The organism is Pseudarthrobacter oxydans, assembly GCF_034258515.1.
GTDB lineage: Bacteria > Actinomycetota > Actinomycetes > Actinomycetales > Micrococcaceae > Arthrobacter.
Window position 1 is genome coordinate 923,393 of record NZ_CP139438.1, and the last position, 25,412, is coordinate 948,804.

At 66.0% G+C, this 25,412-nt stretch carries 23 protein-coding genes; 17 read left to right on the forward strand and 6 right to left on the reverse strand.

The window, feature by feature from the left end; translation table 11 throughout:
* The first annotated feature begins 22 nt into the window (after positions 1 to 22).
* The 9 genes from SMD14_RS04270 (at position 23) to SMD14_RS04310 (ending at position 9,331) form a co-directional block, all read left to right on the forward strand.
* A complete protein-coding gene (locus tag SMD14_RS04270; protein WP_321215429.1) occupies positions 23 to 1,063 on the forward strand; it encodes a LacI family DNA-binding transcriptional regulator in 1,041 nt (346 codons plus the stop codon).
* 122 nt (positions 1,064 to 1,185) lie between these two features.
* Positions 1,186 to 2,181, forward strand: coding sequence for a substrate-binding domain-containing protein (locus SMD14_RS04275; protein WP_321215430.1), 996 nt, complete (start codon positions 1,186 to 1,188; stop codon positions 2,179 to 2,181).
* A gap of 64 nt (positions 2,182 to 2,245) precedes the next feature.
* Positions 2,246 to 3,313 (forward strand): ABC transporter permease, encoded by a 1,068-nt coding sequence (locus SMD14_RS04280; RefSeq protein WP_157239007.1) that lies wholly within the window; start codon positions 2,246 to 2,248, stop codon positions 3,311 to 3,313.
* Positions 3,314 to 3,325: 12 nt separating this feature from the next.
* Positions 3,326 to 4,261: an ATP-binding cassette domain-containing protein gene (locus SMD14_RS04285; protein WP_157239006.1), complete on the forward strand. Its 936-nt coding sequence runs from the start codon at positions 3,326 to 3,328 to the stop codon at positions 4,259 to 4,261.
* Positions 4,262 to 4,349: 88 nt separating this feature from the next.
* On the forward strand, positions 4,350 to 5,345 hold the full coding sequence (locus tag SMD14_RS04290) for a Gfo/Idh/MocA family oxidoreductase (protein WP_321215431.1): 996 nt from the start codon (positions 4,350 to 4,352) through the stop codon (positions 5,343 to 5,345).
* Positions 5,345 to 6,373, forward strand: a complete 1,029-nt coding sequence (locus SMD14_RS04295; protein ID WP_321215432.1) for a Gfo/Idh/MocA family oxidoreductase — start codon at positions 5,345 to 5,347, stop codon at positions 6,371 to 6,373. The genes SMD14_RS04290 and SMD14_RS04295 overlap by 1 nt, the downstream gene beginning before the upstream one ends.
* A gap of 44 nt (positions 6,374 to 6,417) precedes the next feature.
* Complete coding sequence (locus tag SMD14_RS04300; protein ID WP_321215433.1) at positions 6,418 to 7,509, forward strand: Gfo/Idh/MocA family oxidoreductase; 1,092 nt, start codon at positions 6,418 to 6,420, stop codon at positions 7,507 to 7,509.
* The gene (locus SMD14_RS04305; RefSeq protein ID WP_321215434.1) at positions 7,509 to 8,294 is read left to right on the forward strand and encodes a TIM barrel protein; all 786 of its coding nucleotides are present in this window, start codon (positions 7,509 to 7,511) and stop codon (positions 8,292 to 8,294) included. Before SMD14_RS04300 ends, SMD14_RS04305 begins: the two co-directional genes overlap by 1 nt.
* Entirely contained in the window at positions 8,291 to 9,331 is a 1,041-nt protein-coding gene (locus SMD14_RS04310; protein ID WP_321215435.1) for a Gfo/Idh/MocA family oxidoreductase, read from the forward strand. Before SMD14_RS04305 ends, SMD14_RS04310 begins: the two co-directional genes overlap by 4 nt.
* A 31-nt stretch (positions 9,332 to 9,362) precedes the next feature.
* On the opposite strand, the gene SMD14_RS04315 is transcribed toward SMD14_RS04310, so the two are convergent.
* From SMD14_RS04315 to SMD14_RS04325, 3 genes are read right to left on the reverse strand one after another with little or no spacing between them, the layout of a single operon-like run.
* Positions 9,363 to 10,382 carry a LacI family DNA-binding transcriptional regulator gene (locus tag SMD14_RS04315; RefSeq protein WP_321215436.1) on the reverse strand — a complete coding sequence of 340 codons (1,020 nt, stop codon included), beginning with the start codon at positions 10,380 to 10,382 and terminating at the stop codon, positions 9,363 to 9,365.
* A 43-nt stretch (positions 10,383 to 10,425) separates the two neighbouring features.
* On the reverse strand, positions 10,426 to 11,319 hold the full coding sequence (iolB, locus tag SMD14_RS04320; RefSeq protein ID WP_157238999.1) for a 5-deoxy-glucuronate isomerase: 894 nt from the start codon (positions 11,317 to 11,319) through the stop codon (positions 10,426 to 10,428).
* Positions 11,320 to 11,336: 17 nt separating this feature from the next.
* Positions 11,337 to 12,077 carry a GntR family transcriptional regulator gene (locus SMD14_RS04325; RefSeq protein WP_321215437.1) on the reverse strand — a complete coding sequence of 247 codons (741 nt, stop codon included), beginning with the start codon at positions 12,075 to 12,077 and terminating at the stop codon, positions 11,337 to 11,339.
* Positions 12,078 to 12,372: 295 nt separating this feature from the next.
* On the opposite strand from SMD14_RS04325, the gene SMD14_RS04330 reads away from it, so the two are divergent.
* On the forward strand, positions 12,373 to 13,788 hold the full coding sequence (locus SMD14_RS04330; protein ID WP_321215438.1) for a sugar porter family MFS transporter: 1,416 nt from the start codon (positions 12,373 to 12,375) through the stop codon (positions 13,786 to 13,788).
* Positions 13,789 to 13,875: 87 nt separating this feature from the next.
* A complete protein-coding gene (locus tag SMD14_RS04335) occupies positions 13,876 to 15,033 on the forward strand; it encodes an LOG family protein (protein ID WP_321215439.1) in 1,158 nt (385 codons plus the stop codon).
* Between the two features lie 28 nt (positions 15,034 to 15,061).
* Here SMD14_RS04335 and SMD14_RS04340 read toward each other — a convergent pair whose 3' ends face one another.
* Both SMD14_RS04340 and SMD14_RS04345 read right to left on the reverse strand, forming a co-directional pair.
* A complete protein-coding gene (locus tag SMD14_RS04340; protein ID WP_321215440.1) occupies positions 15,062 to 16,006 on the reverse strand; it encodes a matrixin family metalloprotease in 945 nt (314 codons plus the stop codon).
* A gap of 27 nt (positions 16,007 to 16,033) precedes the next feature.
* Positions 16,034 to 17,206: a VIT1/CCC1 transporter family protein gene (locus tag SMD14_RS04345; protein WP_321215441.1), complete on the reverse strand. Its 1,173-nt coding sequence runs from the start codon at positions 17,204 to 17,206 to the stop codon at positions 16,034 to 16,036.
* Between the two features lie 256 nt (positions 17,207 to 17,462).
* Between SMD14_RS04345 and SMD14_RS04350 the strand changes: the two genes are divergently transcribed.
* Positions 17,463 to 17,690 (forward strand): hypothetical protein, encoded by a 228-nt coding sequence (locus SMD14_RS04350; protein WP_157238996.1) that lies wholly within the window; start codon positions 17,463 to 17,465, stop codon positions 17,688 to 17,690.
* 109 nt (positions 17,691 to 17,799) lie between these two features.
* Here SMD14_RS04350 and SMD14_RS04355 read toward each other — a convergent pair whose 3' ends face one another.
* Positions 17,800 to 19,317, reverse strand: coding sequence for a sodium:solute symporter (locus tag SMD14_RS04355; protein WP_157238995.1), 1,518 nt, complete (start codon positions 19,315 to 19,317; stop codon positions 17,800 to 17,802).
* A gap of 261 nt (positions 19,318 to 19,578) precedes the next feature.
* Between SMD14_RS04355 and SMD14_RS04360 the strand changes: the two genes are divergently transcribed.
* The 5 genes from SMD14_RS04360 to SMD14_RS04380 all read left to right on the forward strand — a co-directional run bounded on the left by SMD14_RS04360 (position 19,579) and on the right by SMD14_RS04380 (position 25,349).
* Entirely contained in the window at positions 19,579 to 20,154 is a 576-nt protein-coding gene (locus SMD14_RS04360; protein ID WP_321215442.1) for a cupin domain-containing protein, read from the forward strand.
* Between the two features lie 162 nt (positions 20,155 to 20,316).
* Positions 20,317 to 21,381 (forward strand): agmatinase, encoded by a 1,065-nt coding sequence (gene speB / locus SMD14_RS04365; RefSeq protein WP_321215443.1) that lies wholly within the window; start codon positions 20,317 to 20,319, stop codon positions 21,379 to 21,381.
* Between the two features lie 5 nt (positions 21,382 to 21,386).
* Positions 21,387 to 23,096, forward strand: coding sequence for a thiamine pyrophosphate-binding protein (locus SMD14_RS04370; protein WP_321215444.1), 1,710 nt, complete (start codon positions 21,387 to 21,389; stop codon positions 23,094 to 23,096).
* 151 nt (positions 23,097 to 23,247) lie between these two features.
* The gene (locus SMD14_RS04375) at positions 23,248 to 23,718 is read left to right on the forward strand and encodes a MarR family transcriptional regulator (protein ID WP_321215445.1); all 471 of its coding nucleotides are present in this window, start codon (positions 23,248 to 23,250) and stop codon (positions 23,716 to 23,718) included.
* Positions 23,719 to 23,729: 11 nt separating this feature from the next.
* Complete coding sequence (locus SMD14_RS04380; protein ID WP_321215446.1) at positions 23,730 to 25,349, forward strand: MFS transporter; 1,620 nt, start codon at positions 23,730 to 23,732, stop codon at positions 25,347 to 25,349.
* The last annotated feature ends 63 nt before the right edge of the window (positions 25,350 to 25,412 follow it).

The following is a 25,412-nucleotide window of genomic DNA, read 5'->3' on the forward strand; positions in this document are numbered from 1 at the left end:
CCGAGAGAAGAAAGGCATTTCCATGACGCATGATCGCCTGACAAACCGGCGCCCCACCATCTATGACGTGGCCAAGCATGCGGGAGTCTCGCCATCGCTGGTTTCGCTGGTGCTGCAGAATCCGGTGCGCGTTAGCGAGAAGCGCCGCAATGCAGTGCAGGCGGCGATCTCGGAACTTGGCTACCGTCCCAGCCGGGCAGCCACGACGCTAGCCAGCAGCCGGACAAAGAGCATAGGACTTGTCATAGATGACTACCGGAACCTTTGGTTTGTCGATCTGCTGCGGGGTATGGAATCCGTGCTGACGGAGGGTGGCTACCAGGTGATGCTGGCCGATTCCCGCCCTGGCGCAAACCGTATCAGCGAGGCTGTGGACGGACTGCTGGCCATGCACGTTGATGGCCTGGTCATTGCTGCCGAGCCCACTTTGTCCATGCTGACCGGTGCGGGGGTGCCCACTATCGTGGCAGGCTGGCGAAACGGCGTGCCTGAGGGCATGGACCTGGTAACGAATGATGACGACGCCGGGGGCGCCATGGCCGCCGCCCACCTGTTGGACCTCGGACACACCAGGATCGGGCACCTGTCCGGGTCCGGTGGTGCCGCTGCCCACCGAAGGGCCGGCTTTACTGGGCATCTCCGGGAGGCTGGTGTCGAGGTTTGCGTCGTCGGGGAGGCGGGGGGCACGTCTGAAGAGGACGGTTACGAATCGGCACGCTGGCTGCTGGAGCACCATCCGGACACGACTGCCATTTTTGCAGCAAACGACACCATGGCAGTGGGCGCCCTCGGGGCCATCAGGGTCCGCGGACTGTCGGTCCCGCATGAGATTTCCGTCATCGGATACGACAACTCACAACTGGCCAAGTCGCGGTACCTGGACATCACCTCCGTGGATAATCGCAGTGATCTTGTGGGTATTGAGGTCGCGCGCCGTCTGCTGGCCAGGCTTGAGGATCCTGCCGCCGTACCTCAGCGGACCCTGATCGATCCTGCCCTGATGGTCCGCTCGACTACAGCCACTGCGCCGTCCTCAAGCGCCCAACCATCTTCTTTGAAGTAAAAACATACTAATGTCAGGACAAAGTCTTGACATGGGTGATCCCGATCACCCATGATCTCTGTAGAGGGCCTCGAGTTCCTGCAGAGAGGCAGGGCCGCAACCCTTATCAAAGGAGATATATCGTGAAGAAGTTTTCCTGGCGGAAGGCGACCCTCGTGGCGGCCGTCGTTCCGATGCTGGCACTGAGCGCTTGCTCCAGCGGCGGAGGCAAGTCGGCAGACACTGCAAACTCCGGCTCATCGGGGCAGGTGGCAACCACCGCCCGCATCAAGGTGGCCCTGATCACCCATGCAGCAGCAGGCGACACCTTCTGGGACATCGTCCGCAAGGGGGCGGAGGAAGCATCGGCTAAAGACAACGTTGAGCTCCTCTACACCAGCGATCCTGAAGCCGGTCGCCAGGCGCAGCTCGTCCAGCAGGCAATCGACCAGAAGGTCGATGGCATCGCCGTCACCCTCGCCACCCCGGATGCCCTGAAGGACGTCCTGAAGAAGGCCACTGATGCCGGCATCCCGGTGGTGAGCCTCAATGCAGGCGAGAGCATCTCGTCACAGCTCGGCGCATTTACCCACTTCGGGTCCAACGAGAAACTCGCCGGCGAGGCCGTGGGGACCCGGTTGGCCGCCGAGGGCTTCAAGCACCCCGTATGCGTAATTCAGCAGCAGGGCCACGTTGGTCTGGAAGCACGCTGCGCAGGCGTCAAGGCCAAAGTTCCGGGAGCGGAGATACTGTACGTCGACGGCAAAGACATGACCGCAGTCCAGTCCACCGCCACCGCGAAGCTCCAGGCCGCCAAGGATGCCGACGTCATCATTGGCCTGGGCGCACCGATCACCCTGACGCTGCTCAAGTCCGTCGCGGATGCCGGCAGCTCTTCGAAGGTTGCCAGCTTCGACCTGAACGCAGATCTCGCGCAGAAGATCGTGGATGGTGCCGTGATCTTCACCGTGGACCAGCAGCCGTGGCTCCAGGGCTACATGTCGATTGATTCCCTGTGGCAGGCAAAGCGCGGCGGCTTCAAGCTCGGCGGTGGACAGCCTGTCCTGACCGGCCCGACCATTGTCGATAAGTCGAACGCTTCAGACGTCCTCAAATTCGCCCAGCAGGGCGTCCGCTAGATCCAGGACTCAGGCCGTGCGGAGGGTATCCGCCGCACGGCCTGACCAACAAGGAGTTCTTCCAATGGCAAATACAGCAACCCTGCCTCCGGCACCAGCCGCAGCAGCCGGGCCGCGCGGCGATGAGCGAGTCGGACAACGGAACCCGTTCCAGAAGCTCCTGGGCCGCCCTGAAGTTGGCGCTCTCGTAGGAGCAGTGGTCCTGTTCGTTTTCTTCGCGCTGGTTTCTTCGACCTTCACCCAGCCCAACGCCCTGGCAACCATTCTTTACGGCAGCTCCACCATCGGGATCATGGCCGTCGGTGTGTCGCTGCTGATGATAGGCGGCGAATTTGACCTTTCCACCGGCGTGGCCGTGATCTCATCAGCGCTGACCGCATCCCTTTTCAGCTGGAATTTCTCCATGAACGCGTGGGTAGGCGTTGCCTTGGCGCTCGCAGTCTCGCTGGCCATCGGGTTCATCAACGGCTGGATCCTGATCAAGACCAAGCTTCCCAGCTTCATCGTCACCCTCGCGACGTTCCTGATGCTTACCGGCCTGAACCTGGCATTGACCAGGCTTATTGGCGGCAGCGTGTCCTCGCCGTCCATTTCCAAGCTGGACGGCTTCGAATCGGCCCGTGCCGTGTTCGCCTCGTCGATCAGCATCGGTGGCGTTGAAGTCAAAATCACCGTGTTCTTCTGGATCATCCTGGTTGCCATCGCATCCTGGGTACTGCTGCGCACCAAGGTGGGCAACTGGATCTTCGCAGTGGGCGGCAACGCCGACTCCGCACGCGCCGTGGGCGTGCCCGTGACGAAGACCAAGATCGGGCTGTTCATGGCGGTCGGGTTCTGCGGTTGGATCCTCGGCATGCACAACCTGTTCGCCTTCGACGCCGTGCAGTCGGGCGAGGGCGTGGGCAACGAATTCCTCTACATCATCGCCGCCGTGATCGGCGGCTGCCTCCTCACCGGTGGCTACGGTTCAGCCGTGGGAGGTGCGATCGGTGCCTTCATCTTTGGCATGGCCAACAAAGGCATTGTCTACGCGCAGTGGAACCCGGACTGGTTCAAGTTCTTCCTCGGCCTGATGCTTCTGCTGGCTACCATCGTCAACCTCATCGTCAAGCGCCGCGCGGAACTGAAGTAAGGGGCGAAGGAAATGAACGCCAAAGCAATCGACCAGCAGACCCTGCTCAAGAACGAAAAGGATCCGCTGACGCACACCCCTGTTCATTTGCTCTCCCTGGAAGGTGTAGGGAAGCACTACGGCAACATCATTGCCCTTCGTGACGTCACCATGGCCGTGGACAACGGCCGCGTCACGTGCGTTCTGGGAGACAACGGCGCCGGTAAGTCCACGCTGATCAAGATCATCGCGGGCCTGCACCAGCACGACGAAGGCTCACTGTACGTCATGGGTGACGAACGGAAATTCAGTTCCCCTCGCGATGCCCTCGATGTCGGCATCGCGACGGTCTACCAGGACCTCGCGGTGGTTTCCCTGATGCCCATCTGGCGGAACTTCTTCCTCGGCTCGGAGCTCACCACCGGGTTCGGCCCGTTCAAGAGCCTCGATGTCCAGAAGATGAAGGACATCACCAAGAAAGAGCTCGCCGACATGGGCATCGACCTGCGCGATGTGGAGCAGCCCATCGGCCAGCTTTCGGGCGGCGAGCGCCAGTGTGTGGCCATTGCCCGGGCAGTGTACTTCGGAGCCAAGGTCCTGATCCTGGACGAGCCGACGGCGGCCCTGGGCGTCAAGCAGTCGGGCGTAGTTTTGCGCTACATCCTCCAGGCGAGGGACCGGGGCCTCGGGGTCATCTTCATCACCCACAACCCGCACCACGCCTTCCCCGTGGGCGACCGGTTCCTCCTGCTCAAGCGGGGCAAATCCATCGGCTACTACGACAAAAAGGACATCACGCTGGACGAGCTCACGGCCCAAATGGCTGGCGGCGCGGAACTTGCCGAACTTGCCCACGAGCTCGAACAGCTCGGCGGCCACGGCGACATCGTCAAGGAAGTCCAGGCCGAGGTTGCCGACGTCACTGAAATCGCGGAATCTGCCAAGGAAAGCAGCCCGCGGCACGTGTAGCACCCCGCCGGGGGCCCGACGGCAAATGCCCGATGGGCCCCCTCGCTCTGCCATTCGTGTGCGCACTGAACATTAGACAGGAAACAGCATGCCGATCCGGGTGGGCGTCATTGGCGCCGGCATTATGGGCGCAGACCATATCAGGAACCTTTCCGCCACCGTCAACGGTGCGGAAGTCACCTTCGTGGCAGACCTCGACGCCGGACGCGCAGCTGCTGGTGCGCCGCCGTCGGCCCGGACCACGACGGACCCCTCGGAGCTGATCAACTCCAGCGAGGTGGACGCCGTCGTTGTCGCTTCGCACGACTCCACCCACGCCGGACTGGTGCTGGAATGCTTCGAAGCGATGACGCCCGTGCTTTGTGAAAAGCCGCTGGCCCCGACGCTCCTGGAGAGCCTTGACGTGGTGGAAGCTGAGGCGGACATCGTCGCGGCGACCGGTGCCAGGCTGCTGTCCATGGGCTTTATGAGGCGCTTCGATCCCGGCTACGCCGCCCTCCGCGAATCCACGCGGCTTCGGAGCCACGGCGAACCCCTGATTGTCCACTGCACCAGCCGCACGGTAGCCTCGGGCCCCGGCACCAGCTCGGAAACGGCCATCACCAATTCGGCCATCCACGAGTTCGATATCATCCCCTGGCTGCTGGACTCGCCCATCACCGAAGTTGCATGGCAGGCGGGGCGCAGCTCGCGGCACAGTCCTGGAGAACTGCAGGACCCTGCCGTGATGCTCCTCCGGACGGCCGACGGAACCCTGGCGACCCTGGAACTGTTCCTGAACTCGCAGTACGGCTATACCACCGGGTGCGAAGTTGTTTCCGAGGGTGGCACCGCTGCCCTGCCCGAACCCGCAGCCCTGGTGGTCCAGCGCGAGGGCCACCGCACGGCCGATATCCCTGCTGACTGGCGCCCGCGTTTCGCCGACGCCTACCGGCTGCAGCTCCAGGCCTGGATTTCCGCCCTCGAAAGGGGCGAGCCCGCACCGCTCGCCACCGGAGAAGACGGCCTGCGGGCATCGCAGGTTGCCCAGGCCATGATCCGGTCGCTGCACAGTGACGGAGCCTTCACGAAAGTAATCTACTGATGGCCGTTCCCGTCATGCCGGCATCACGCGTCCCGGATTCGAAGGGCGCACCCTCCCTGCGGTGGGGAATCATGGGGCCCGGGTGGATTGCAGAGCGGTTCACGGAGTCAGTGCAGGCGCATTCCCGCCAGGTGATTGCCGCCGTCGGCTCCCGCTCCGTGGCCCGCTCCAAAGAGTTTGCCGGGAAGTTTGGCGTGCCGGCCGCGTACGGAAGTTACGAGGAGCTCGCAGCGGCTCCCGATATCGACATTGTTTATGTCGCCACACCGCACAATTTCCACCACAGCGCAGCCCTGCTCGCGCTCGAAGCAGGCAAACACGTCCTGATCGAAAAACCCATAGGGCTCAATGCGGACCAGGTACGGGACATCGCCGCGCGGGCCGGGTCCGCCGGCGTCTTCGCCGCCGAGGCGCTGTGGAGTTTCTTCCTGCCAAAATTCGACGTCATCCGGCAGATCCTCGAAGCCGGGACGCTGGGGACCGTGACCACTGTGCTGGCGGAATACGGCGAGTACTTCGACCGCAGCCACCGCATCTTTGATCCAGCGCTGGCCGGGGGTCCGCTGCTGGACCTCGGGACCTATCCCTTGGCGCTTATAACCGAAATCCTGGGCTCCCCGGAGCAGATGCATGTCATTGGCCAGCAGCACGAGTCCGGGGTTAACGCGCAGGTTTCGGCGATCATGCACTTCCCGGGCGGCAGCCAGGCAGTCATGAACACGCAGCTGCATAATTTCACCCCCACGGCTGCCACCATTGTCGGCTCCCAGGCAACACTGACCATGGACGGACCATTCAATATGCCCGGCGGTTTCGAGCTGCGTTTCCCCGACGGGACACGGCGGCGCTACAGCGAGCCGGCGGGCGGGCACTTCGAGGGCCTGCATTTCGAAGCCGCAGCAGTGGCCCGTTGCATCGCGGCCGGACAGGCAGAAAGCCCCCAGCGTCCACTCGCAGCCTCCATCCGGACCATGGAAGCCGCCGACCAAATCCGGCGCCGGCTCGGCATTAGCTTTCCGGGCGAATGACCCCCCGCTTAACCGTCTCTTCACACACCCGAAAGGATGAGCCCTTGGCTTACATCACCCAGAACCCCACGGCAGTCCCGGTACCGGTACGGATAGGGCTCATCGGCTCCGGCTGGATGGGCGCATTCCATGCCGACAGCGTTGCCCGCCGCGTCCCCGGCGCGGTCCTGACGGCCATTGCCGACCCCAACATCGAGTCCGCCCGGAGCCTTGCCCTGGAACTGGGCACCACCAAGGTCACGGCCAGCGCCGACGACATCTTCGCGGATCCGGAGGTTGACGCCGTAATCATCGCCAGCCCGGCACGGTTCCACTCGGCACTTATCACCCAGGCGGCCGCCGCCGGGAAACACGTTTTCTGCGAAAAGCCGGGCGGCCAGGGGCTGGCGGAACTCGACGCCGCCTTGGCAGCCGTGGACGCTGCCGGCGTGCACTTCCAGATCGGATTCAACCGCCGTTACGCCGAAGATTTCCAGGCAGCAAAGAAGGACCTCGCCGCGGGCATCGCCGGGACCCCGCAACTCCTGCGCTCGCTGACCCGTGATCCGGGGAACGGAAGCATCCCCCATGCCGCCAGGGTCCCGGCCTGGACCATCTTCCTCGAAACCCTCATCCACGACTTCGACACCCTCAACTGGTTCAACGAAGGGGCCGAACCCGTGGAGGTTTACGCGGTGGCCGATGCGCTCGTGGAGCCCTCGCTCCGTGACCAGGGGTTCCTGGATACAGCGGTGGTGACGATCAGGTACAGCAACGGTGCGTTGGCGGTGGCCGAGGCGAACTTCAGTGCGCTGTACGGGTACGACATCCGCGGCGAAGTCTTCGGCTCCAAGGGCATGGTCCAGGCCGGCCGGGCCACGGAGACGGCCGCCCGCCGCTACACCGCAGAGGGGCTGTCCGCGGACACCCCGCGGCTCAACGTCGAACTCTTCCGCCAGGCCTACACGGACGAACTGGCGGACTTCGCCGGGGCGGTCCGTGCCCGGCGCGACGGCGGCGTGCCATCGCCGTCGTCCGGTTTCACCCTGACGCCGGGCGCTGCCGACGCCCGCCGCGCCCTGGCAATGGCGCTGGCCTGCATCGAGTCCGTCAAGAGCGGCGCCCCTGTTGCCGTCGCCGGGAAGACAGCCGTCTGATGCGCCTGGCAGTATGCGCCGAGATGGTCTTCCTGGACCTGCCGTTTGTGGAACGGGTGCGCAGGATCCACGAGGCGGGATTCGACGTCGAGCTCTGGGACTCGCGCGGAAAGGACATCCAGGCGCTGAAGGCTACCGGGGCGGTCTTCTCCTCCATGACGGGCTACGTATCGGGCAGCCTGGTGGACCCGGACACGGCCGATGAGGTGGTGCGGACGGCTGAATCGCTGATCCCCACCGCCCTCGAACTGGGCGTCAGCCGCATGGTGGTGCACCCGGCTGAACTGGTGGAAGGCCGCGCCGCCCGCCCGGTGTACCGCTCCACCGGCCGTATGTGGGCCACGGGCGCCAGAACCCTGCAGCGGCTTGGCGCCCTGGGCGAAAAACACGGTGTGACGTTCTGCCTGGAGAACCTGAATACCATCCTTGACCACCCCGGCATCCCGCTGGCGCGGGCCAAGGACACCCTCGCACTGGTGGAGGCTGCCGGGCACCCGAACGCCAAACTGATGCTGGACCTGTACCACGCGCAGCTGGGGGAGGGGAACCTCATCGAACTCGTGAGATCGGCCCTGCCGCACATCGGTGAAGTCCAGGTTGCGGATGTGCCCGGCCGCTGCGAGCCCGGAACCGGAGAAATCAACTACGCAGCCGTTGCCCGGGCCCTCGCCGATGCCGGCTACCACGGCACGGTGGGCATGGAGGCGTGGGCCAGGGACGGCAGCGCCGCAGCCCTCGACGCCTTCCGGACCGCCTTTACCGTCTATGCAGAGGAAAAACAATGAAGGATGTAACCCTTGGCCTGGTAGGCGTGGGCCGGATCGGCGTGATGCACGCCGGCAACATCGCGGGCCTCAACGGGGTGCTGAACCCCAAGGGCATCAACGTCAGGCTCCGGCTCACCGACGTGGCCGAAGAGCACGCGCGAACGGTGGCAGCCGGCCTGGGCGCCGAGTTTCTTCCGTCCGTCGAAGCCCTCCTTGCCTCCGGCATCGATGGCCTGGTGGTGGCTACAGGCACCGCCACCCATCCCGGGCTGATCAAAGCAGGGGTGGACGCGGGCATCCCGGTATTTTGCGAGAAACCGGTGGCAATGAATGTGGCGGATGCCCTGCCCGTGCTGGATTACATCCGCAGCAAGCACGGTGTGGTCCAGATCGGCCACCAGCGCCGCCTTGATGCCGGCTACCTGGAAGCCAGGCGGGCATACCAGGCCGGCGAACTGGGCTGGATCCACTCGCTGCGGGCCGTCACCTGTGACATGGCACCGCCTCCTGTGGAGTTCCTGGCCACCTCAGGGGGCCTGTTCCGCGACTGTTCCGTCCACGATTTTGACATCCTCCGCTGGCTGACGGGCCGGGAGATCGTTGAGGTGTACGCGAAGGGCTCCAACAACGGGGACCCGGCCATCGGCGCTGTGGGGGACGTGGACACAGCGCTCGCGCTCGTGACGTTCGACGACGGCACCGTGGGCACTGTCTCAGCGACGCGTTACAACGGGGCCGGCCACGACGTCCGCCTGGAAATCCAGGGTTCCAAGGGATCGCTGACGGTGGGCCTGGATGAAAAAACCGCCATGGCGTCGGCCGAGCCCGGCGTGGGGTTCCCGTCCGGTGAGCCGCACAGGACCTTCGCCGAGCGCTTTGACCAGGCCTACCGGTCCGAAATGGCCGCGTTCGTTGAGCTTGCCCTTGGCCAGCGTGACAACCCCTGCACACCGGAGGACGCAGTCGCCGCCTCCCGGGTGGCGGACGCCGCCCAGGAATCGCTGGCCAGCGGTGTCCCGGTGAGGGTGGAACAAGCCACGGCGGGCGTGCGCTGAAACTCCTGGTGCGGGACCTTGCCGTGGGTTGCTAGGGTCCCGCGCCGGGATCTGAGGAGCTCCGGACCACCAGGGCCGGTTCGAGCTTGCGCGTGACGGCAGGGCCGGCGGAACCAGCAAGCCGGTCCAGCATGACCTGCGCCGCCACCCGGCCGAGTTCCCCGGCGTGCTGGTCGATGGACGTCAGTCCAATGAGGGGCGAGGCGGCCAGCTCGATGTTGTCGCAGCCCACGATCGCCACATCGTCCGGGACCCTCAGCCCGTGCGTAGCCAGGGCCTCCATGATGCCGATGGCCGTGAGGTCGTTGTGGGCAAAGATCGCGGTGGGCAGCACGGCGCCGGAAGCCAGGAAGCGTTCCATGACGTTGCGCCCGCCGCGCTCGGTCATGTCGCTGTGCACCAGCATCGGCTCAAGGCCGAACTGCTTCATCGCGTGCAGGTAGCCTTCGCGGCGGTCGGTGTACGGCAGCCAGTCGGAGATATCCACGTGGGCGATCCGCCGGTGCCCCAGCCCGTGCAGATGCTCCACGGCGAGCGCTCCGGAGCGGAAGTCATCCGTCAGGACTGAATCGACGCCGTCGACCTTTAACTCCCTGGTGATGACGACGGCGGCCGTCCCGCGCAGGGCGGCCTCCAGTTCACCGGCCGAGCCGGTGTATCCGGCCAGGATGACCCCGTCCACGCGGAGGTCCACGAAGTTCCTCACGGCTTCCAGTTCGGTGCCGGGATCAGCGGAGCCGACGGCGACCATCACCTGGTTGCCGCTGCCGGCGAGGCCCTCGGCAATGCCGTCGTAAATGTCTGCGAAGACCGAGTTGTGCAGGTCAAGGAAGAGGACGCCCAGGGTGTTGGTGCGGTGGCTCGCGAGGCGGCTGGCAAGCCGGTTGGGGGAGTAGCCCAGGGCGGCGGCGCTTTCCAGCACCGCCGTCCGTTTGGCGGCCGAGACTTTGGGGGAATCGCGCATCACCAGGGAGACGAGGGCGCGGCTCACCCCTGCCTCACGTGCCACGTCCTCCATGGTCACGGAGCGGGCGGGGGAAGTCTGCTTCACAAGTCTCCACTATGCCATTGGCAGTCCTGCGCCCCTGCGCACACTACGTTCCGAACGGCAGCCGGGGGTCGATGTCCTGCCCGTCCCACGTCTGGCGCACCCAGCCGTGGTGGGGATCGTCGCTGATAAGCCATTCCCGCACCGGTCCCGGTCCGGCCATCACGTTCAGGTAGTACAGGTCGTAGCCGGGTGCAGCCATCGCCGGACCGTGCCAGCCGTAAGGAACCAGGACAACGTCGCCGGTGCGGACCTCGGCGGACACGTCGATGGGGCGCTCATCGGAGGCGTAGACGCGCTGGTAGCCGATGGCATCGGCGTCGGCCGGGGCAGCCGAGCCGGCGGCCACCCGCGTCTCGAAGTAGTAGATCTCCTCCAGGTGCGTCTCGCCGTCCTTTTCCTCGTCATGCTTGTGAGGCGGGTACGAGGACCAGTTTCCGGCGGGAGTAAGGACCTCGCAGACGATAAACCGGTCAGCTTCCAGCGCGGCGGGCGTGCCGAAGTTGTGGACCTGGCGGGAGCAGTTGCCCGCCCCGCGCAGTTCCACCGGCGTCTCGGCGGCAGTCACCAGGCGGGTGGGGTACGAGTCCTTGGCGGGTGCGGTGGCAACTGCCACCCGGCCGCCGTCGGCCGAGCTGATGGTGACCCCCCGCCCCGTGCCGGAGTAGAGAACGTCGCTGGGGCCGTGGAACACCGAGGCACGGCCTTCCAGCTGGTACTCGATGCCGTCCACCGTGACGGTAAAGGATCCATTAAGGGGCACCACAATGCGCTCCTCAGCGGCGGCGGGAAGGACGACGTCGGCCCCGGCGGCGAGGGTGCCCACCTTCAGTCCGGTGTGTGCCCAGCCGTCCACGGCAAGGGAGGAATCGGAGGTCCCGATCGAGACGTCCCATTTGCCGTCGGCGGCGGTGCCCAGGGGGTAGACCCAGTTGGTCATGGAGTTGGCTCCTTGCGTTAGCGCTGTACGAGTGTCATTTCAAAGCTGTAGGAATCACCCCGGTACACGTGGTGGCCGGTTTCCACGCGCCGGCCGGTGTCATCCGTGGCAGTACGCTCCATGGTGACCAGCGCGGATCCGGGCGCAGTGTCCAGGAGGGAGGCCTGGTAGTCGTTGGCCACCACGGCGCCGATGCGCTGGTTGGCGAGGCGGAAGTTCACGCCGCCGCGGCGCAGGATGGCGTACAGGCCTTCCCCGGCCAGCATCGCTTCATCCATGTCGGTGATGTCATCACGGACCCAGTTCTCCATGAGCGCCAGCGGTTTGCCCCCCACCTTGCGCAGCCTGGTGAAGTGGTAGACCTTCGAACCGGCAGGGAGCTGCAGCGTGGCCAAGGTGGCGTCGTCCGCCTCCACGTGGGAGAAGCTCAGGACGTCCGTGGTCGGCTTCTTGCCGTTATTGGTGAGGTCGTCGTAGAGGCTGGAGAGCTCGAGCGGACGGCGCACCTGGCTGGAAACCACCTGGGTTCCCACGCCGCGTTTGCGCACCAGCAGGCCGGACCGGACAAGTTCGTCCATGGCCTTGCGCATCGTGGGACGGGAAAGGTTCAGCTGTGCCGCCAGGTCGATCTCGTTGTCGAGCCGGCTGCCGGGTTCCAGGACCCCGCTGAAGATGGCCGCTTCTATGCCCTGCACCACCTGGTGGTAGAGCGGGACGGGGGAGGAGCGGTCGATGCTGAGACCCAGGTTGTTCGCCACGGTACTTCCCTTACGTTCCTGTTGCGGGGCGCCTTCGCCCGGGCGGGGCATGGACGGCCGCTTTGCCACTATATGTTCGCTTGATAGGACATACTTTTTCCTCCTCCGATCCTAGCAGGCGCTGTCCGAGGGTCAAGGGATTGGCCATGCAGTAGCGGGAGCGCGCCAGAAACGAATCATGTACTGACATTAGGACTTTGTGTTGACATGAATCGTTAGAGCGCTCTAACGTAGGTGGGACGCATCACATTCCTGACCGCTACCGCAGTTCCCCGAGAGAATCTGAGAGGCAACAATGCTGTTGCAGAAACAATCGCTGACCGCCCCCGGCGACCGGCGCCGCGGCTATCTCGCCCGGCTCACTGTCATCTCCACCCTGGGCGGCCTGCTCTTCGGCTACGACACCGGCGTCATCTCCGGCGCCCTGCTGTACATGAACGACTCCCTGAACATGACCGCCGTCGAGGAAGCCACGGTGGTCAGCGCCCTGCTGTTCCCCGGCGCCGCGGTGGGTGCGCTCACCGGCGGCCGCATGGCGGACAAGCTTGGCCGCAGGGGTTCCCTGCTGGTCTGCGCCCTGCTGTTCCTGTTCGGCGCCATTGGCTGTGCCATCGCCCCCAACGTGCCGTTCATGATTGCGGCGCGCATCCTGCTGGGCCTGGGGGTCGGCGCGGCGGCCGTCACCTGCCCGCTGTACCTGGCCGAAATGGCACCGGCCCACCTGCGCGGCCGCATGGTCACCATCAACGAACTCATGATCGTCACCGGACAGATGCTGGCGTTCGCCATCAACGCCCTGCTCGATGCCCTGATCCACGACACCGAAGTCTGGCGCACCATGCTGGGCATCGCGTCCCTTCCCGCCCTAGCGCTGCTCGCGGGAATGCTGATGCTGCCCGAGTCGCCCCGCTGGTATGCCATCCGCGGCCGCCTCGAGGACAGCCGCCGCGTCCTCAACCTCAGCCGAAGCCCTGAAGAAGCCGCCAGCGAGTTCCAGGAAATTGCCGAGGCTGCAAAGACGGCCAAGGACGAACGCGGCCACGCCTGGCGGGACCTGCGGGACAACCCCTGGATGCGCCGCCTTCTCTGGATCGGCATTGGCCTCGCCGTGGTGCAGCAGGCCACGGGCATCAACACCGTGAACTACTACGCCCCCACCATCCTCGAAAAGAGCGGGCTCGGCGTCAGCGCATCCCTGGTGGCCACCATCGGCGTCGGCGTAACCTCGGTGCTGATGACCATCCTTGGAATCTGGCTGCTCGGTTTTATTGGCCGGCGGAAAATGCTGATCGTCGGCTTCTCCGGGGTGGTGGGCTCCCAGGCCCTGCTCGCTGTGGTTTTCCTCCTGCCCCAGTCGGACCTCGCCAGCTACACCATCCTCGCCGCCATGATGCTGTTCGTAGCGTTTGTGCAGTGCTTCATCGGCACCTGCGTGTGGCTGCTCCTCTCGGAAATGTTCCCGCTGGCCATCCGCGGCTTCGCCATGGGAATCGCGGTGTTCGCGCTGTGGACGGTCAACGCCGCCATCTCCTTCCTGTTCCCGATCGTGGTCGAGGCGCTTGGTTCCACCGGAACCTTCGGCCTGTTCGTCCTGGTGAACCTCGCATCCCTGATGTTCGTCAGCAAGTTCGTCCCGGAGACAAAGGGCCATTCCCTCGAGGATCTCGAAGCGCACTTCCGTCACGGCGAACCCGTCCGGGTTCCCGCCTAGCACCTTCACCAACGCGGGGTCAGATTCAGCCCATTCCGGTGCTCCGGAGAGGCGGAATCTGACCCCGTATTGCTTTAGGTTTAGACCGTGAACCTCTCCGGAAACCTGGGCCCCCACCCGCACAACCTCGAAGTCCAGGACCTGGAAAGCTTCGACCGGCTGGTCAGCGCAGGGGCCCTGGACATGCACGGCTGGCATGCACAGTCCCTGGACCTTCGGGGGAGGACCGCAGCGCTGGAAGGCATGCACGTGGAGGGTGCCATCTTCCTCGGCTGCACGTTCGATGACGGCACGGAGGACCTGCTCCGGCAACGGGGTGCGCTGATCTTTCCACGGCTTGAGGCGGTACCGTTCAACCCCTACCGGGCCACCCTATATACGCCCCAGGAGCTTTACTCCGGGCTGCCGCTCTCCCCGTATGAGCAGCTGCCGGATGCCCGGATCTATCAATGGAGCATCCATGATGGCCACCGGCACCGGCTGGACGCCACCCTTGCTTCGGCACTTCATGACCATGCCATCGGCGACGCCCTGGACGAGCTGGCCAGGACGGGGCCCTGGCAGGACCGCGCCATGGTTGGGGTGATGGGCGGACACGCCGCGCAGCGTGGCAGCACCGGTTTTGCCCAGGCCGCCCTGCTGGGCCGGCTGCTGGCACAGGACGGTCGCGTCGTTGCCACAGGCGGAGGGCCGGGGGCCATGGAGGCGGCGAACATGGGAGCGTACCTCAGCGAGGCGTCCGACGCCGAGGTGCAGGCGGCGCTGGACACGCTCGCCTCCGTCCCGGGGTTCCGTCCCTCGGTGTCCGCGTGGGCTCGTGCCGCCGCCGCCGTCGTCGAACGCTTTCCCGGCGGAACGCCGTCGCTCGGCATCCCCACGTGGTTCTACGGGCACGAGCCGCCCAATTATTTCGCCACGCACATCGCCAAATACTTTGCCAACGCCATCAGGGAAGCCATCCTGCTGGAGCTGTGCAAGGGAGGCATCGTCTTCCTTCCCGGGGCCGCGGGCACGGTGCAGGAAATCTTCCAGGACGCCTGCGAGAACTACTACGGCGCGCGGGAAAAGGTCACGCCCATGGTGCTGGTGGGCAGGCACCACTGGGAGCACCAGTACCCCGCATGGCCCATGCTCCGCAGCCTGGCTGCCGGCCGGGTGATGGAAGACCACATCTTCCTGGTGGACTCGGTGCAGGATGCGGTGGAGGTGCTGCGAAGCCAGTTGGGGCCCGGGCAGGCCGCCTGAGGCCCGGCCGGCATGCGGGTCCGGCTGGTCAGAGGTCCTTGCGGCACTGGGCCTTGCCCAGCTCAAAGAGCCCGTTGAGGTCTCCGGCGGACAACCCCTCGGGTGTGCCGATTTCCGGGTACATCAGTTGCGTGGGGTCCTCCACATGGTCAAGTCCCATGACATGGCTGAGCTCGTGGAGGATCACGGCCCTGGCATAGAGGTGGCCGTCCGGGTTAAGGAGCTCATTGGCGATCTGCGGTGAGTCCAGGTCCAGGCCGCCGGTCACAAAGGCCTTGGGGCCGTCGTCGTAACTGAAGTGGGTGCTGCCTCCGGTGCCGATTACCTTGCCCTTCAGCTGCGGGGCCGAGTCCGGGGTTGTCCAGGCGATGAGCAGCGGTGCCCAGCGCTCGCCGTAGGCCTCCGGCTGGTAGGGCGGCCGTTGCGGGGATGGCTGTTCCCGGGTGGTTCCGTCATAGATGAACTGGATGCCCGTGGCGGCCGAGATGGTGGTGATGGCCTCCATGATGAGCTGCTGGGCGCCGGCCGGTGCCAGCTCGTCATTGACCACATAGTGCAGCGGCCTGCAGGGGGAATACCCCACGGGGCTGCCGTCCCCGTTGACTGCGAGGAAGCGGTAGGAATCGCCGCCCGGCGGGGGCGGGCTGGCGGCGGCCAGCGGGGCGTCCGACTCCTCGAATCCCGGAGGCGGCGTCTTCGTCCGGCCCTCAGCCGGGGGTGCCTGGCCGGCATGTCCCGTGGGGTGGGTGTCCTGCTGGCCGCTGGACTCCCCGGACTGTCCGCTTGGTTGGCCGGTTCCCGGGCCGATGCGGACATCCAGCAGTTCCTTGAAGCGCGGATCGCTGACTGCCAGGGCCGCACCAAAAACTGCCACTGCGGACAGTGCGGCGATGACCAGGAGCCTGGCTATCCCGCGTGCGCCTCGGCGGACCCTGGCCCGCGCATGGCGGGACCCCTCGCGGCGGTCCTCCACTAGGCTGCGCCCATTAGCATGCCACCGCTAACCCACCACGGTGCCGAAGACCAGCCCCAACAGGTAGGTGACTGCCGCGGCGCCCAGCCCAATGGCAAGCTGGCGCAGCCCGCGCGTCAGGGGTGACGTGCCGGACAGCAGCCCAACGGTGGCGCCGGTGACCAGCAGGGCCAGGCCCACCAGGGCGCCCGCAACCACCAGCGCCGGCACACCTGTCAGGCCGACCACAAACGGCAGGATGGGTACGATGGCGCCGGACGCGAAGAAGCAGAAGCTGGACAGGGCCGCGCCCCACGCGGTGCCCACCGCCTCATGCTGGTCATCGACGTCGGGCAGTTCCGGCTGCAGCGACAAGCTGGGATCGCAGTCACAGGGCAGCAGGCCGGTGCGCTCGGCCACCCGGTGTTCCGCGGCTTCCTGGGTCATGCCCCTGGCCAGGTACACCAGGAGCAGTTCGTTGTGCTCAAGGTCCAGTTTGGGAGCGGCTACCAGCGTGACCTGCGTGGGCCGGGTTGCCGCCAGCAGTTCACGCTGGGAACGGACGGAAATGAACTCACCGGCGCCCATGGACATGGCGCCGGCCAGGAGGCCGGCAATGCCGCTCAGCAGCACCACGCTGCTGGCCACGCCGGAAGCGGCCATGCCCATCACCAGGGACAGGTTGCTGACCAGGCCGTCATTGGCGCCGAACACCGCTGCCCGGAAAGTTCCGGCCAGGCGGTTGCGCCCCCGTGTGGCCAGTCCGCGGACCACTTCCTCGTGGATCTGCTCATCGGCCGCCATGGCATCCGTGGCGTTGGGGTCCTTGGCGTACGGGGAGCGGCCTTCGGCCCGCTGGGCCAGCGCCAGCACGAACACAGAGCCGAAGTGCCGGGCCAGGAAACCCAGCAGCCGGCTGCGGAGGGATGCGCGCCGGGGCTTGCCCGCGCGGTCCCCGAGCAGGCCCAGCCAGTGTGCTTCATGGCGGCCTTCGGCCTCGGCCAGGGCCAGGAGGATTTCACGTTCCTCACCCTGGCGGCTCTGCGCCAGGTCCCGGTAAACAGCGGCCTCGGCGCGCTCGTCCGCGAGGTATTGCCGCCAGCGTTTAATGTCCGACGGCGACGGCCCGGACTGCCGGTTCGGCCCGGATCCTTCCGGTGCGGCCGGGAGGGACGACGGCCGGGGCGCGGCGTTTCGGTTGTTCTGGGCGTGCGGAGACACGGACACTCCTGGGCTGGATGGGGCATGGTTCGGCCCCATTGCAGTGCCAGCTTACTGCGAAAATCCGCGGATTTTTGGCAGGTAATCCTCCCTCGGACATTTCGGTCCGCCTTAAATTCGGTGCCGCTTCCGCGGGTCCCGCCAGCCGGTTTCATGCGCTATTGACCCGTATGCCGGGCGGTGCTGTGATGAAAGTGTGGCGCGGCCCGCGCCCTCACTGAAAGAGCACGTCAGGCGAACAAACGGAGGTTCAATCATGGGTACCACCGGACAGCACCCGGACATGCCGCACCTTGATGCCGTGGAGGCGGATCCTGCCTACGACTACGCCGAGGATGCACCGGTAGATGAGGACGACTGGGACACCGAGGACGATCTCCTGGACGAGGAGGAACCTGTGGTCCAGGTGCCTCCTGTCGTGATCGACGCAGAGGACCGAGTGGTCCCCCTGGAGGACCCCGACGAGGTCCGCGAAGCCGAGTAGGACTGACGACGGCGGCACCTCCTTCGCTGGAACGCGACAGGAGGTGCCGCCGTCGTCGTTTGCCTGGTGCCGGCGCCCCGGAGCGGGCCTGGCAGCCGGCCCGCCGGACCTAGCGGACGGCGGTGGGAACCGGCGCCTCTTCGCTGTCCTGCCCGGCCACCCGGCGCTGCCAGTTGCGCATGACCTGGGGGTCGGTGGGCCTGGTCAGCAGGGACACCGCAATGTAGACCACCGCTGAGGCCAGGAGGCCGTAGTAGATGGGCTCGTTGGCGTAGATGCCGTCAAGCGGCGCCTTGGCGTTGACTTCAAGGATGATCATGGTGCCCAGGGTCACCACGGACCCTACTGCCATGGAGGCCGCGGCGGCCAGGCCAGTGCCGCGCTTCCAGACCAGGCCGCCCAGGATTGCCACGAGGAGGCCGCCCACCAGGATGTCGTAGGCGATGGTCAGGGCTGCCACCACGTCCTTGGTGATGATGGCGATGACGATGGCCACGATGCCAAGGGCGAGGACCCACGTGCGGTTCGCTTTGACGTCGTGCTCCGGGTTGTCCGTGTCTTCGGTGTTGATGGTCTTGCCGAACCAGCTGGCGACGAAAGGCAGGACATCTGCGCGGGCCACGGTTGCAGCGGCAATGAGGGCGCCGGAAGCCGTTGACATCATTGCGGCCACGGCTGCCGCCAGGACAAGTCCGCCGATGCCTACCGGCAGCAGGGTCTGTGCCACCTCGGCATAGACATCGTCCTTCGCGGCGATCTCAATGTCGGAGAGGGCCACGCTTGCGGCCATGCCGATCAACGCGCCGGCAACACCATAGAGGATGCAGTAGATGCCTGCAGTGGCGCCGCCCCACCGGGCCACAGTGGGGGTCTTCGCCGTGAAGACCCGCTGCCAGATGTCCTGGCCGATCAGCAGGCCCAGAGTGTAGACGACGAAGTAAGTGATGATGGTCTGGACGCCGATGCCGTCAATCTGGAAGAAGCTTTCATCCACGCGGCTGCGGATGCCTTCAAAGCCGCCCGCAGCATTCAGGGTGAACGGCAACATCAGGAAGAAGATGCCTACGGTCTTGATGATGAACTGCACCTGGTCCGCCAGGGTGATGGACCACATGCCGCCGATTGTGGAATAGACCAGCACGATGGCGCCGCCGACGGCGATGGCCATAGCCCGGTCCCAGTCGAAGAGCACCACGAAAATGGTGGCATAGGCGCCGGTGGATGTGGCGCACAGCATCAGCGTGTAAGCGAGCATCACGATGCCCGAGGCTTCGGTGGCCCTGCTGCCGTAGCGCAGGGTGAGCATCTGGGAGACCGTGTAGATCTTCAGCTTCTGGATGGTCCCGGCGAAGAGCAGGCTCAGCAGCAGGACGCCGGCGCCGATAGCCACTACCAGCCACATGCCGGAGATGCCGAACTTGTAGCCGAGGCCTACACCGCCGACCGTTGAGGCCCCGCCCAGGACGACGGCGGCCATGGTGCCTGTATAGAGGAAGGGGCCGAGGCGGCGGCCGGCAACCAGGAAGTCGCTGTTGTTCCTGGTGCGGGACTTGCCCCACCAGCCGAAGGCCAGCATCGCGAGCAGGTACACCACCACGATGGCGATGTTGATGACACTTAGGTCCATGTTGGCTCCTTGGAGCGTGTTGGCAGCGGGGCTGCAGTCCGGGCACCGGGGAGCCGGGCAGCTGCTGCGGAGATGGGGGAGGTTCCGGGCTATTGCCCTATAGGCAACAATGGTTGTCTCAAGTTAGGCTGTGATGGTGGTAACAGTCAAGGGAGGTTTGGCGTCGCCGCGGCGCGCACGCAAGGGGCGCGTCACAGGCAGGGCTGGCCATTAGGATTGCTCCAGAGCGGAGCCGGACGGCCGGCCATGAAAGGTTCGTAGATGAAGGCACTGCCAGTTGAGCCGAGCAACGTTCCGGTAGCCATCGGTTCCAGGATCCGTGCGGCCCGGCAGTCCCAGCGGCTCACCATACAGCAGGTGGCCGACGCTACGGGCCTGACCAAGGGATTCCTCAGCCGGGTTGAGCGGGACCTGACGTCGCCGTCCGTCGCCTCGCTCGTGACACTTTGCCAGGTGCTGTCGATTTCGATCGGCGACCTGTTCGCGGCCCCGGAAACACACCTGACCAAACGCAACGAAGGGCCAAGGATTTCCCTCGGCGGCGAAGGCATCGTGGAGCGGCTCCTCACCGCCCGCTCGGAGCGGCGCATCCAGATCATCCAGGCCTGCATTGAACCGCACGGGCGCGGTGAGTCCGAGCTCTATGCCGTGGACTGCGACGTTGACGTTCTCCATGTGATCAAGGGGAGGATCCGCCTGATCCTCACCAACGAGGAATACGACCTCGGCCCCGGAGACACGGTCACCTTCCCGGGCCGTGAGCCGCACACCTGGATCAACCCCACGGACAAGCAGGTTGAGGTGCTCTGGGTCCTGGTTCCCGCCGCCAGCCGTTAACCCCACAACTAGGTAGCGCTAAGTGTCGTTTTGAGCGTTCAAAACGACACTTAGCGCTACTCAGACGGGTGAGGCTCTGTAAACATGCGGTGCACATAGGAAAACCCGGGTGTATGATGGCAGTCACAACAGTCCCTCAACTCCTCGAAGGAGAGGCCTCCAGTGGAAGAGCTGCGCATCGAAGCCAACGGCAACCTAGGCCCCATTGATTCATCCCGCATCCCTCGCTACGCGGGTGCTGCCACCTATGCGCGGCTGCCGCGGCTGGACCAGGTGGCCAAGGCCGACGTCACCGTGGTGGGCGTGCCGTTCGATTCGGGCGTGTCCTACCGTCCGGGAGCCCGCTTCGGCGCCAATCACGTCCGGGAAGCCAGCCGCCTGCTCCGCCCGTACAACCCGGCGTGGGACGTGAGCCCCTTCGAGAACATCCAGGTTGCCGACGCCGGGGACATGGCGGTCAACCCGTTCAACATCAACGAAGCCATCGAGACCATCCAGCAGAACGCTTTGGACCTCACGGCCGGAGGCAGCAGGCTGGTGACCCTCGGCGGTGACCATACGATTGCCCTGCCGCTCCTCCGCGCGGCGGCTGAGCGGGCCGGGGGACCGGTGGCGATGCTGCACTTCGACGCGCACCTGGACACCTGGGACACCTACTTCGGCGCCGAATACACCCACGGCACCCCGTTCCGCCGGGCCGTCGAGGAGGGCATCCTGGACACGGAAGCCATCAGCCACATCGGCACCCGCGGCCCGCTGTACGGCAAGAAGGATCTCGACGACGACCACCGGTTCGGGTTCGGCATCGTCACCTCCGCCGACGTCTACTACCAGGGCGTCCTGGAAACCGTGGCCAAGGTCCGGGACCGGATCGGCAACCGCCCGTTGTACATCTCGGTGGACATCGACGTCCTGGACCCTGCCCATGCTCCCGGCACCGGCACGCCCGAAGCCGGCGGCATCACCAGCAGGGAGCTGCTGGAAATCATCCGCGGCTTCCGCGGAATGAACCTGGTGGGCGCCGACGTCGTGGAGGTGGCCCCGGCCTACGACCACGCCGAGATCACCGGCGTCGCCGCCAGCCACGTTGCCTACGAGCTTGTCACGCTGATGGCAGACAACGCCGTGGAAGGCGACCGTTTCGGCTCAGCGACGGGCTACGCCGCCCAGGCGCTCGGCCAGGAGGTCCGCCGGCCGGCAGGCTTCGCACCGGCGGGCAAGGAGTAGCGGGGATGGTCGAGCACGATCCGGGCAAGGCGGCGGTGCCGGCAGCGAAGGGTCCGGTTACGGGTGCCCGCAACGGCGGGGACCTCGTCGTCGAGACACTGGAAGCCCTGGGCGCGAAAACGGTGTTTGGCATCCCCGGGCAGCATGCGCTGGGACTGTTTGATGCGATGGGCCGGGGCAACCTGCAGTTCGTTTCCTCTCGGGTGGAGAACAACAGCGCCTTCGCTGCGGACGGGTACTCGCGGGCCACCGGTGAAGTGGGCGTCCTGTTCCTCTCCACCGGCCCGGGCGCGCTGACGTCGCTGGCCGGGCTGCAGGAGGCCTATGCCACAGGGGTGCCGATGGTGGTGGTGGCGAGCCAGATTCCGCTGGAAGGCCTGGGCGCCCGGCGCAAGGGCATGCTGCACCAGCTCGATGACCAGAAGGCGTCGGCCGCGAACGTGACGAAGAGCCAGCGGCTGATCCAGCACGCGTCCGGCATCCCGTCGGCCATCCAGGACGCCTGGACCGAGGCAATTTCCTCGCCCCAGGGGCCGGTGTGGCTCGAGATTCCGCAGAACGTCCTGCTCGATCCGATCATGGTGCCGCCGGTGGAGGACGCGCTCGCCGAAGCGGCGGACAATCCGCCGCGGGTGGAGCTGGTCCGCGAAGCGGTGAAATGGCTGCAGGCCGCCGAGCGCCCGGCCATCATTGCCGGCGGCGGTACCCGCCGGGGCCGGGCTGAGAAGTCGCTGCTCTCCATTGCGGAGAAACTGCGTGCCCCCGTGATCTGCACCCCGGGCGGCAACGGCGCATTCCCCTGGAACCACGAGCTCTCGCTGCAGTCCTGGATCGAGGACCGCTACATGACCGATCTGCTCGAGGACGCCGACGTGCTGGTGGTCATCGGCTCCTCGCTGGGCGAGGTCACGTCCAACTACTTCACTTTCGAGCCGCGCGGCAGGATCATCCAGATCGACGCCGAACCCCGGGTCCTGGAGTCCAACCGGCCCGGGCTGGGCATCCGCGCGGACGCTGGGCAGGCACTGGCTGCCCTGGACGAGGCGCTGGAGGTGGAGCCTGCGCATTCCAGGCCCAACTGGCACGGCACCTCTCCGGAGGACCTGGTCAAGGAATCCCTGGCGAAAGTCCGGGCGCGCCTGGAATCCCAGGACCTTGCCAAGGAGCTGAAGTTCATGGCCGACATCCGGGAAGCGGTCCCGGCGGACATGCAGACCTTCTGGGACATGACCATCGCCGCCTACTGGGGCTGGAGCTGCTGGGACGCCCGGGAGGGCCAGTTCCACTCCGCCCAAGGCGCCGGCGGCCTGGGCTACGGCTTCCCGGCGGCGATCGGCGCCGCCGTGGGGCTGGAAACAGTCGGCAAGCCGGGCCGGGTGCTCGCCGTCTCCGGCGACGGCTCGTCCATGTACTCCATCGCGGAACTGGCCACGGCGAAGCAGCACAACGTGCCGGTCACCTGGCTGATCGTGGACGACGGCGGCTACGGCATCCTGCGCGAATACATGGTGGGCGCCTTCGGCAAGGCAACCGCCACCGAGCTGGCCCGCCCGGACTTCGTCAAACTCGCCGAAGCCTTCGGCGTGCCGGCCACAAAAGTGGCGCCGGAGGACGTGGGGGAGGCGCTCAAGGCGGGCTTCGCCGGTGACGGGCCCAACGTCGTCGTGGTGGAAACGCTCCTGAAGATGTTCGCCCCAACCCATCTCCCCGCATAGGGCCCACTCAACCGAATACGCAGGAAAAGGGTCCCGGCCTCCGCAAGGAGCCGGGGCCCTTCGTTTTCCCACTATCCGCCCTTTAGTTTCCTGAAGCAACCAAATGGGTATATAGTTGCTTCAGGCAAACAAGTAAGGAGTGTCTGTAGCAATGGCAGTTGCACCGGATACGGCGGCCGATCTCGTCTACCAGATCTTCGATCTCCAGCGCGCGGTGCGTTGCATCGCCACTGCCGCAGTCCGCGGGCAGGAGACCGGAGTCGCACTCCAGGGCGTCCTCCGGTTCGTGGGGGAGGGGGAGTCGCGCGCCACGAGCCTGGCCGAGCGGCTGGGAGTCAGCGCGCCGGTCCTCAGCCGCCACATCGCGGACCTGGAGGAGCACGGCCTGGTGGTCCGCAGGCAGGACCCCGACGACGGACGGGCACAGTTGGTTGCCCTCACGCCCCTGGGAGCGGACAGGCTCCGGAGCATCGAGGAGCAGCGGACGGCAGCCCTGCAGGACTACCTGCGGGACTGGAGCGAGGAGGACGCCGGCAACACGGCGAAAACCCTGCACAAACTCACCGAATCACTCAAGAAATCAGCCCGGGCAACGGCGGCCGGCACCATCACCACCCCCTAGGAGCAAAACCTATGGCAACCACAGCCGCCCGGGTCACCATGTTGAGTGCACCCGCCGCACCGCCCGAAATGTCCCACCGCCAGATCATGGAAGCGCTCACCGGCCTCCTGGCCGCCTTCTTCACGGCGATTCTCAGCAGCACGATCGTGGCCAACGCCCTGCCGACCATCATGTCCGACCTGCACGGAACCCAGACCGACTTCGCCTGGGTGATCACCGCAGCGCTGCTGGCCAACGCCGCCACCACGCCCATCTGGGGCAAGCTGGCTGACCTCTTCAACAAGAAGCTCCTGGTCCAGCTCAGCATCATCATCTTCGTTGCAGGTTCCGTCATGGCAGGCCTCTCCGAAACCATCCCGCTGCTGCTGGGTGCGCGGGTCATCCAGGGCGTAGCCATGGGCGGCCTGACGGCATTGGCCCAGGCCATCATCGGCACCATGATCCCGCCGCGGAACCGCGGGAAATACTCCGGTTACATGGGCGCGGTCATGGCAGTGGGCACCGCCGGGGGACCGTTGCTGGGCGGTTTCATCGTGGACAGCCCGCTGGGCTGGCGCTGGACCTTCTTCGTGTGCGTGCCGCTCGCCGTCGTCGCCCTGATCCTCCTGCAGGTCACCCTCAAGATCAGCCATGTCCGCCGGCCCGCCAAGATCGACTGGCTCGGTTCCGTCCTGCTCACCTCCGGGGTAAGCCTGCTGCTGATCTGGGTCTCCTTCGCCGGCAACCCCGCGTACTACGACTGGATCTCCTGGGAGTCCGCCCTCATGGTCGGCGGCGGAATCATCCTGCTGGCGCTGCTGGTCCTGGTGGAATCCAAGGTGGAGCAGCCGATCATCCCGCTCAAGATCATCTCCGAACGCACCACGGCCCTTGCCATCCTCGCCTCCGTAGCCGTGGGTATCGCGATGTTCGGCTCCTCAACCTTCCTGGGGCAGTACTTCCAAGTGGCCCGCGGCGCCACCCCCACGGAGGCCGGACTCCTTACCTTGCCCATGATCGCGGGCAACCTGGCGGGTTCAGTGGCTTCCGGACTCCTGATCAGCCGCACCGGAAAGTGGAAGGGCTACCTGATCGCGGGATCCGTCTTCCTGATCGGCGGGCTGGGACTGGCAGGCACCATGGACCACACCACGGAGCTCTGGCACGCCGGAATCTTCACCGCGGTGCTGGGCCTTGGCCTGGGCATGCTGATGCAAAACCTCGTGCTGGCAGTGCAGAACACGGTCCGCGCTGCGGACATTGGAACGGCCAGCGCCTCCGTGGCGTTCTTCCGGTCCGTGGGCGGTGCCATTGGCGTCTCCGTCCTGGGCGCCATCCTGGCCAACAGGGTCAGCGAACTGGCCACCCGGGGACTGGCGGCGGCCGGCATCCCCGTCCAGGGCGGCGCAGCGGGCTCCAGCATGGACCTGGCGCACATGCCGGAACCCGTCCGTGACATCATGCGGGCCGCCTACGGTGACGCCACCGCGGAAGTGTTCCTGATTTCAGCCGCCGTGGCCGTCGTCGCCCTGGTGTCCGTGCTGTTCATCAAGGAAAAGCCGCTGCGGCGGACCGTGGACATCCAGCCGGCGCCGGAGCCGGCGCGGGAGCAGGAAAGCACGACGGCGGAGCCCGCCCCGGCGGGCAGGTAATGCAGGCAGTAATCCCCACGGATGATCTTTTGCGGGGCCTGTTTCACCGCGGGGAGGAGTTTC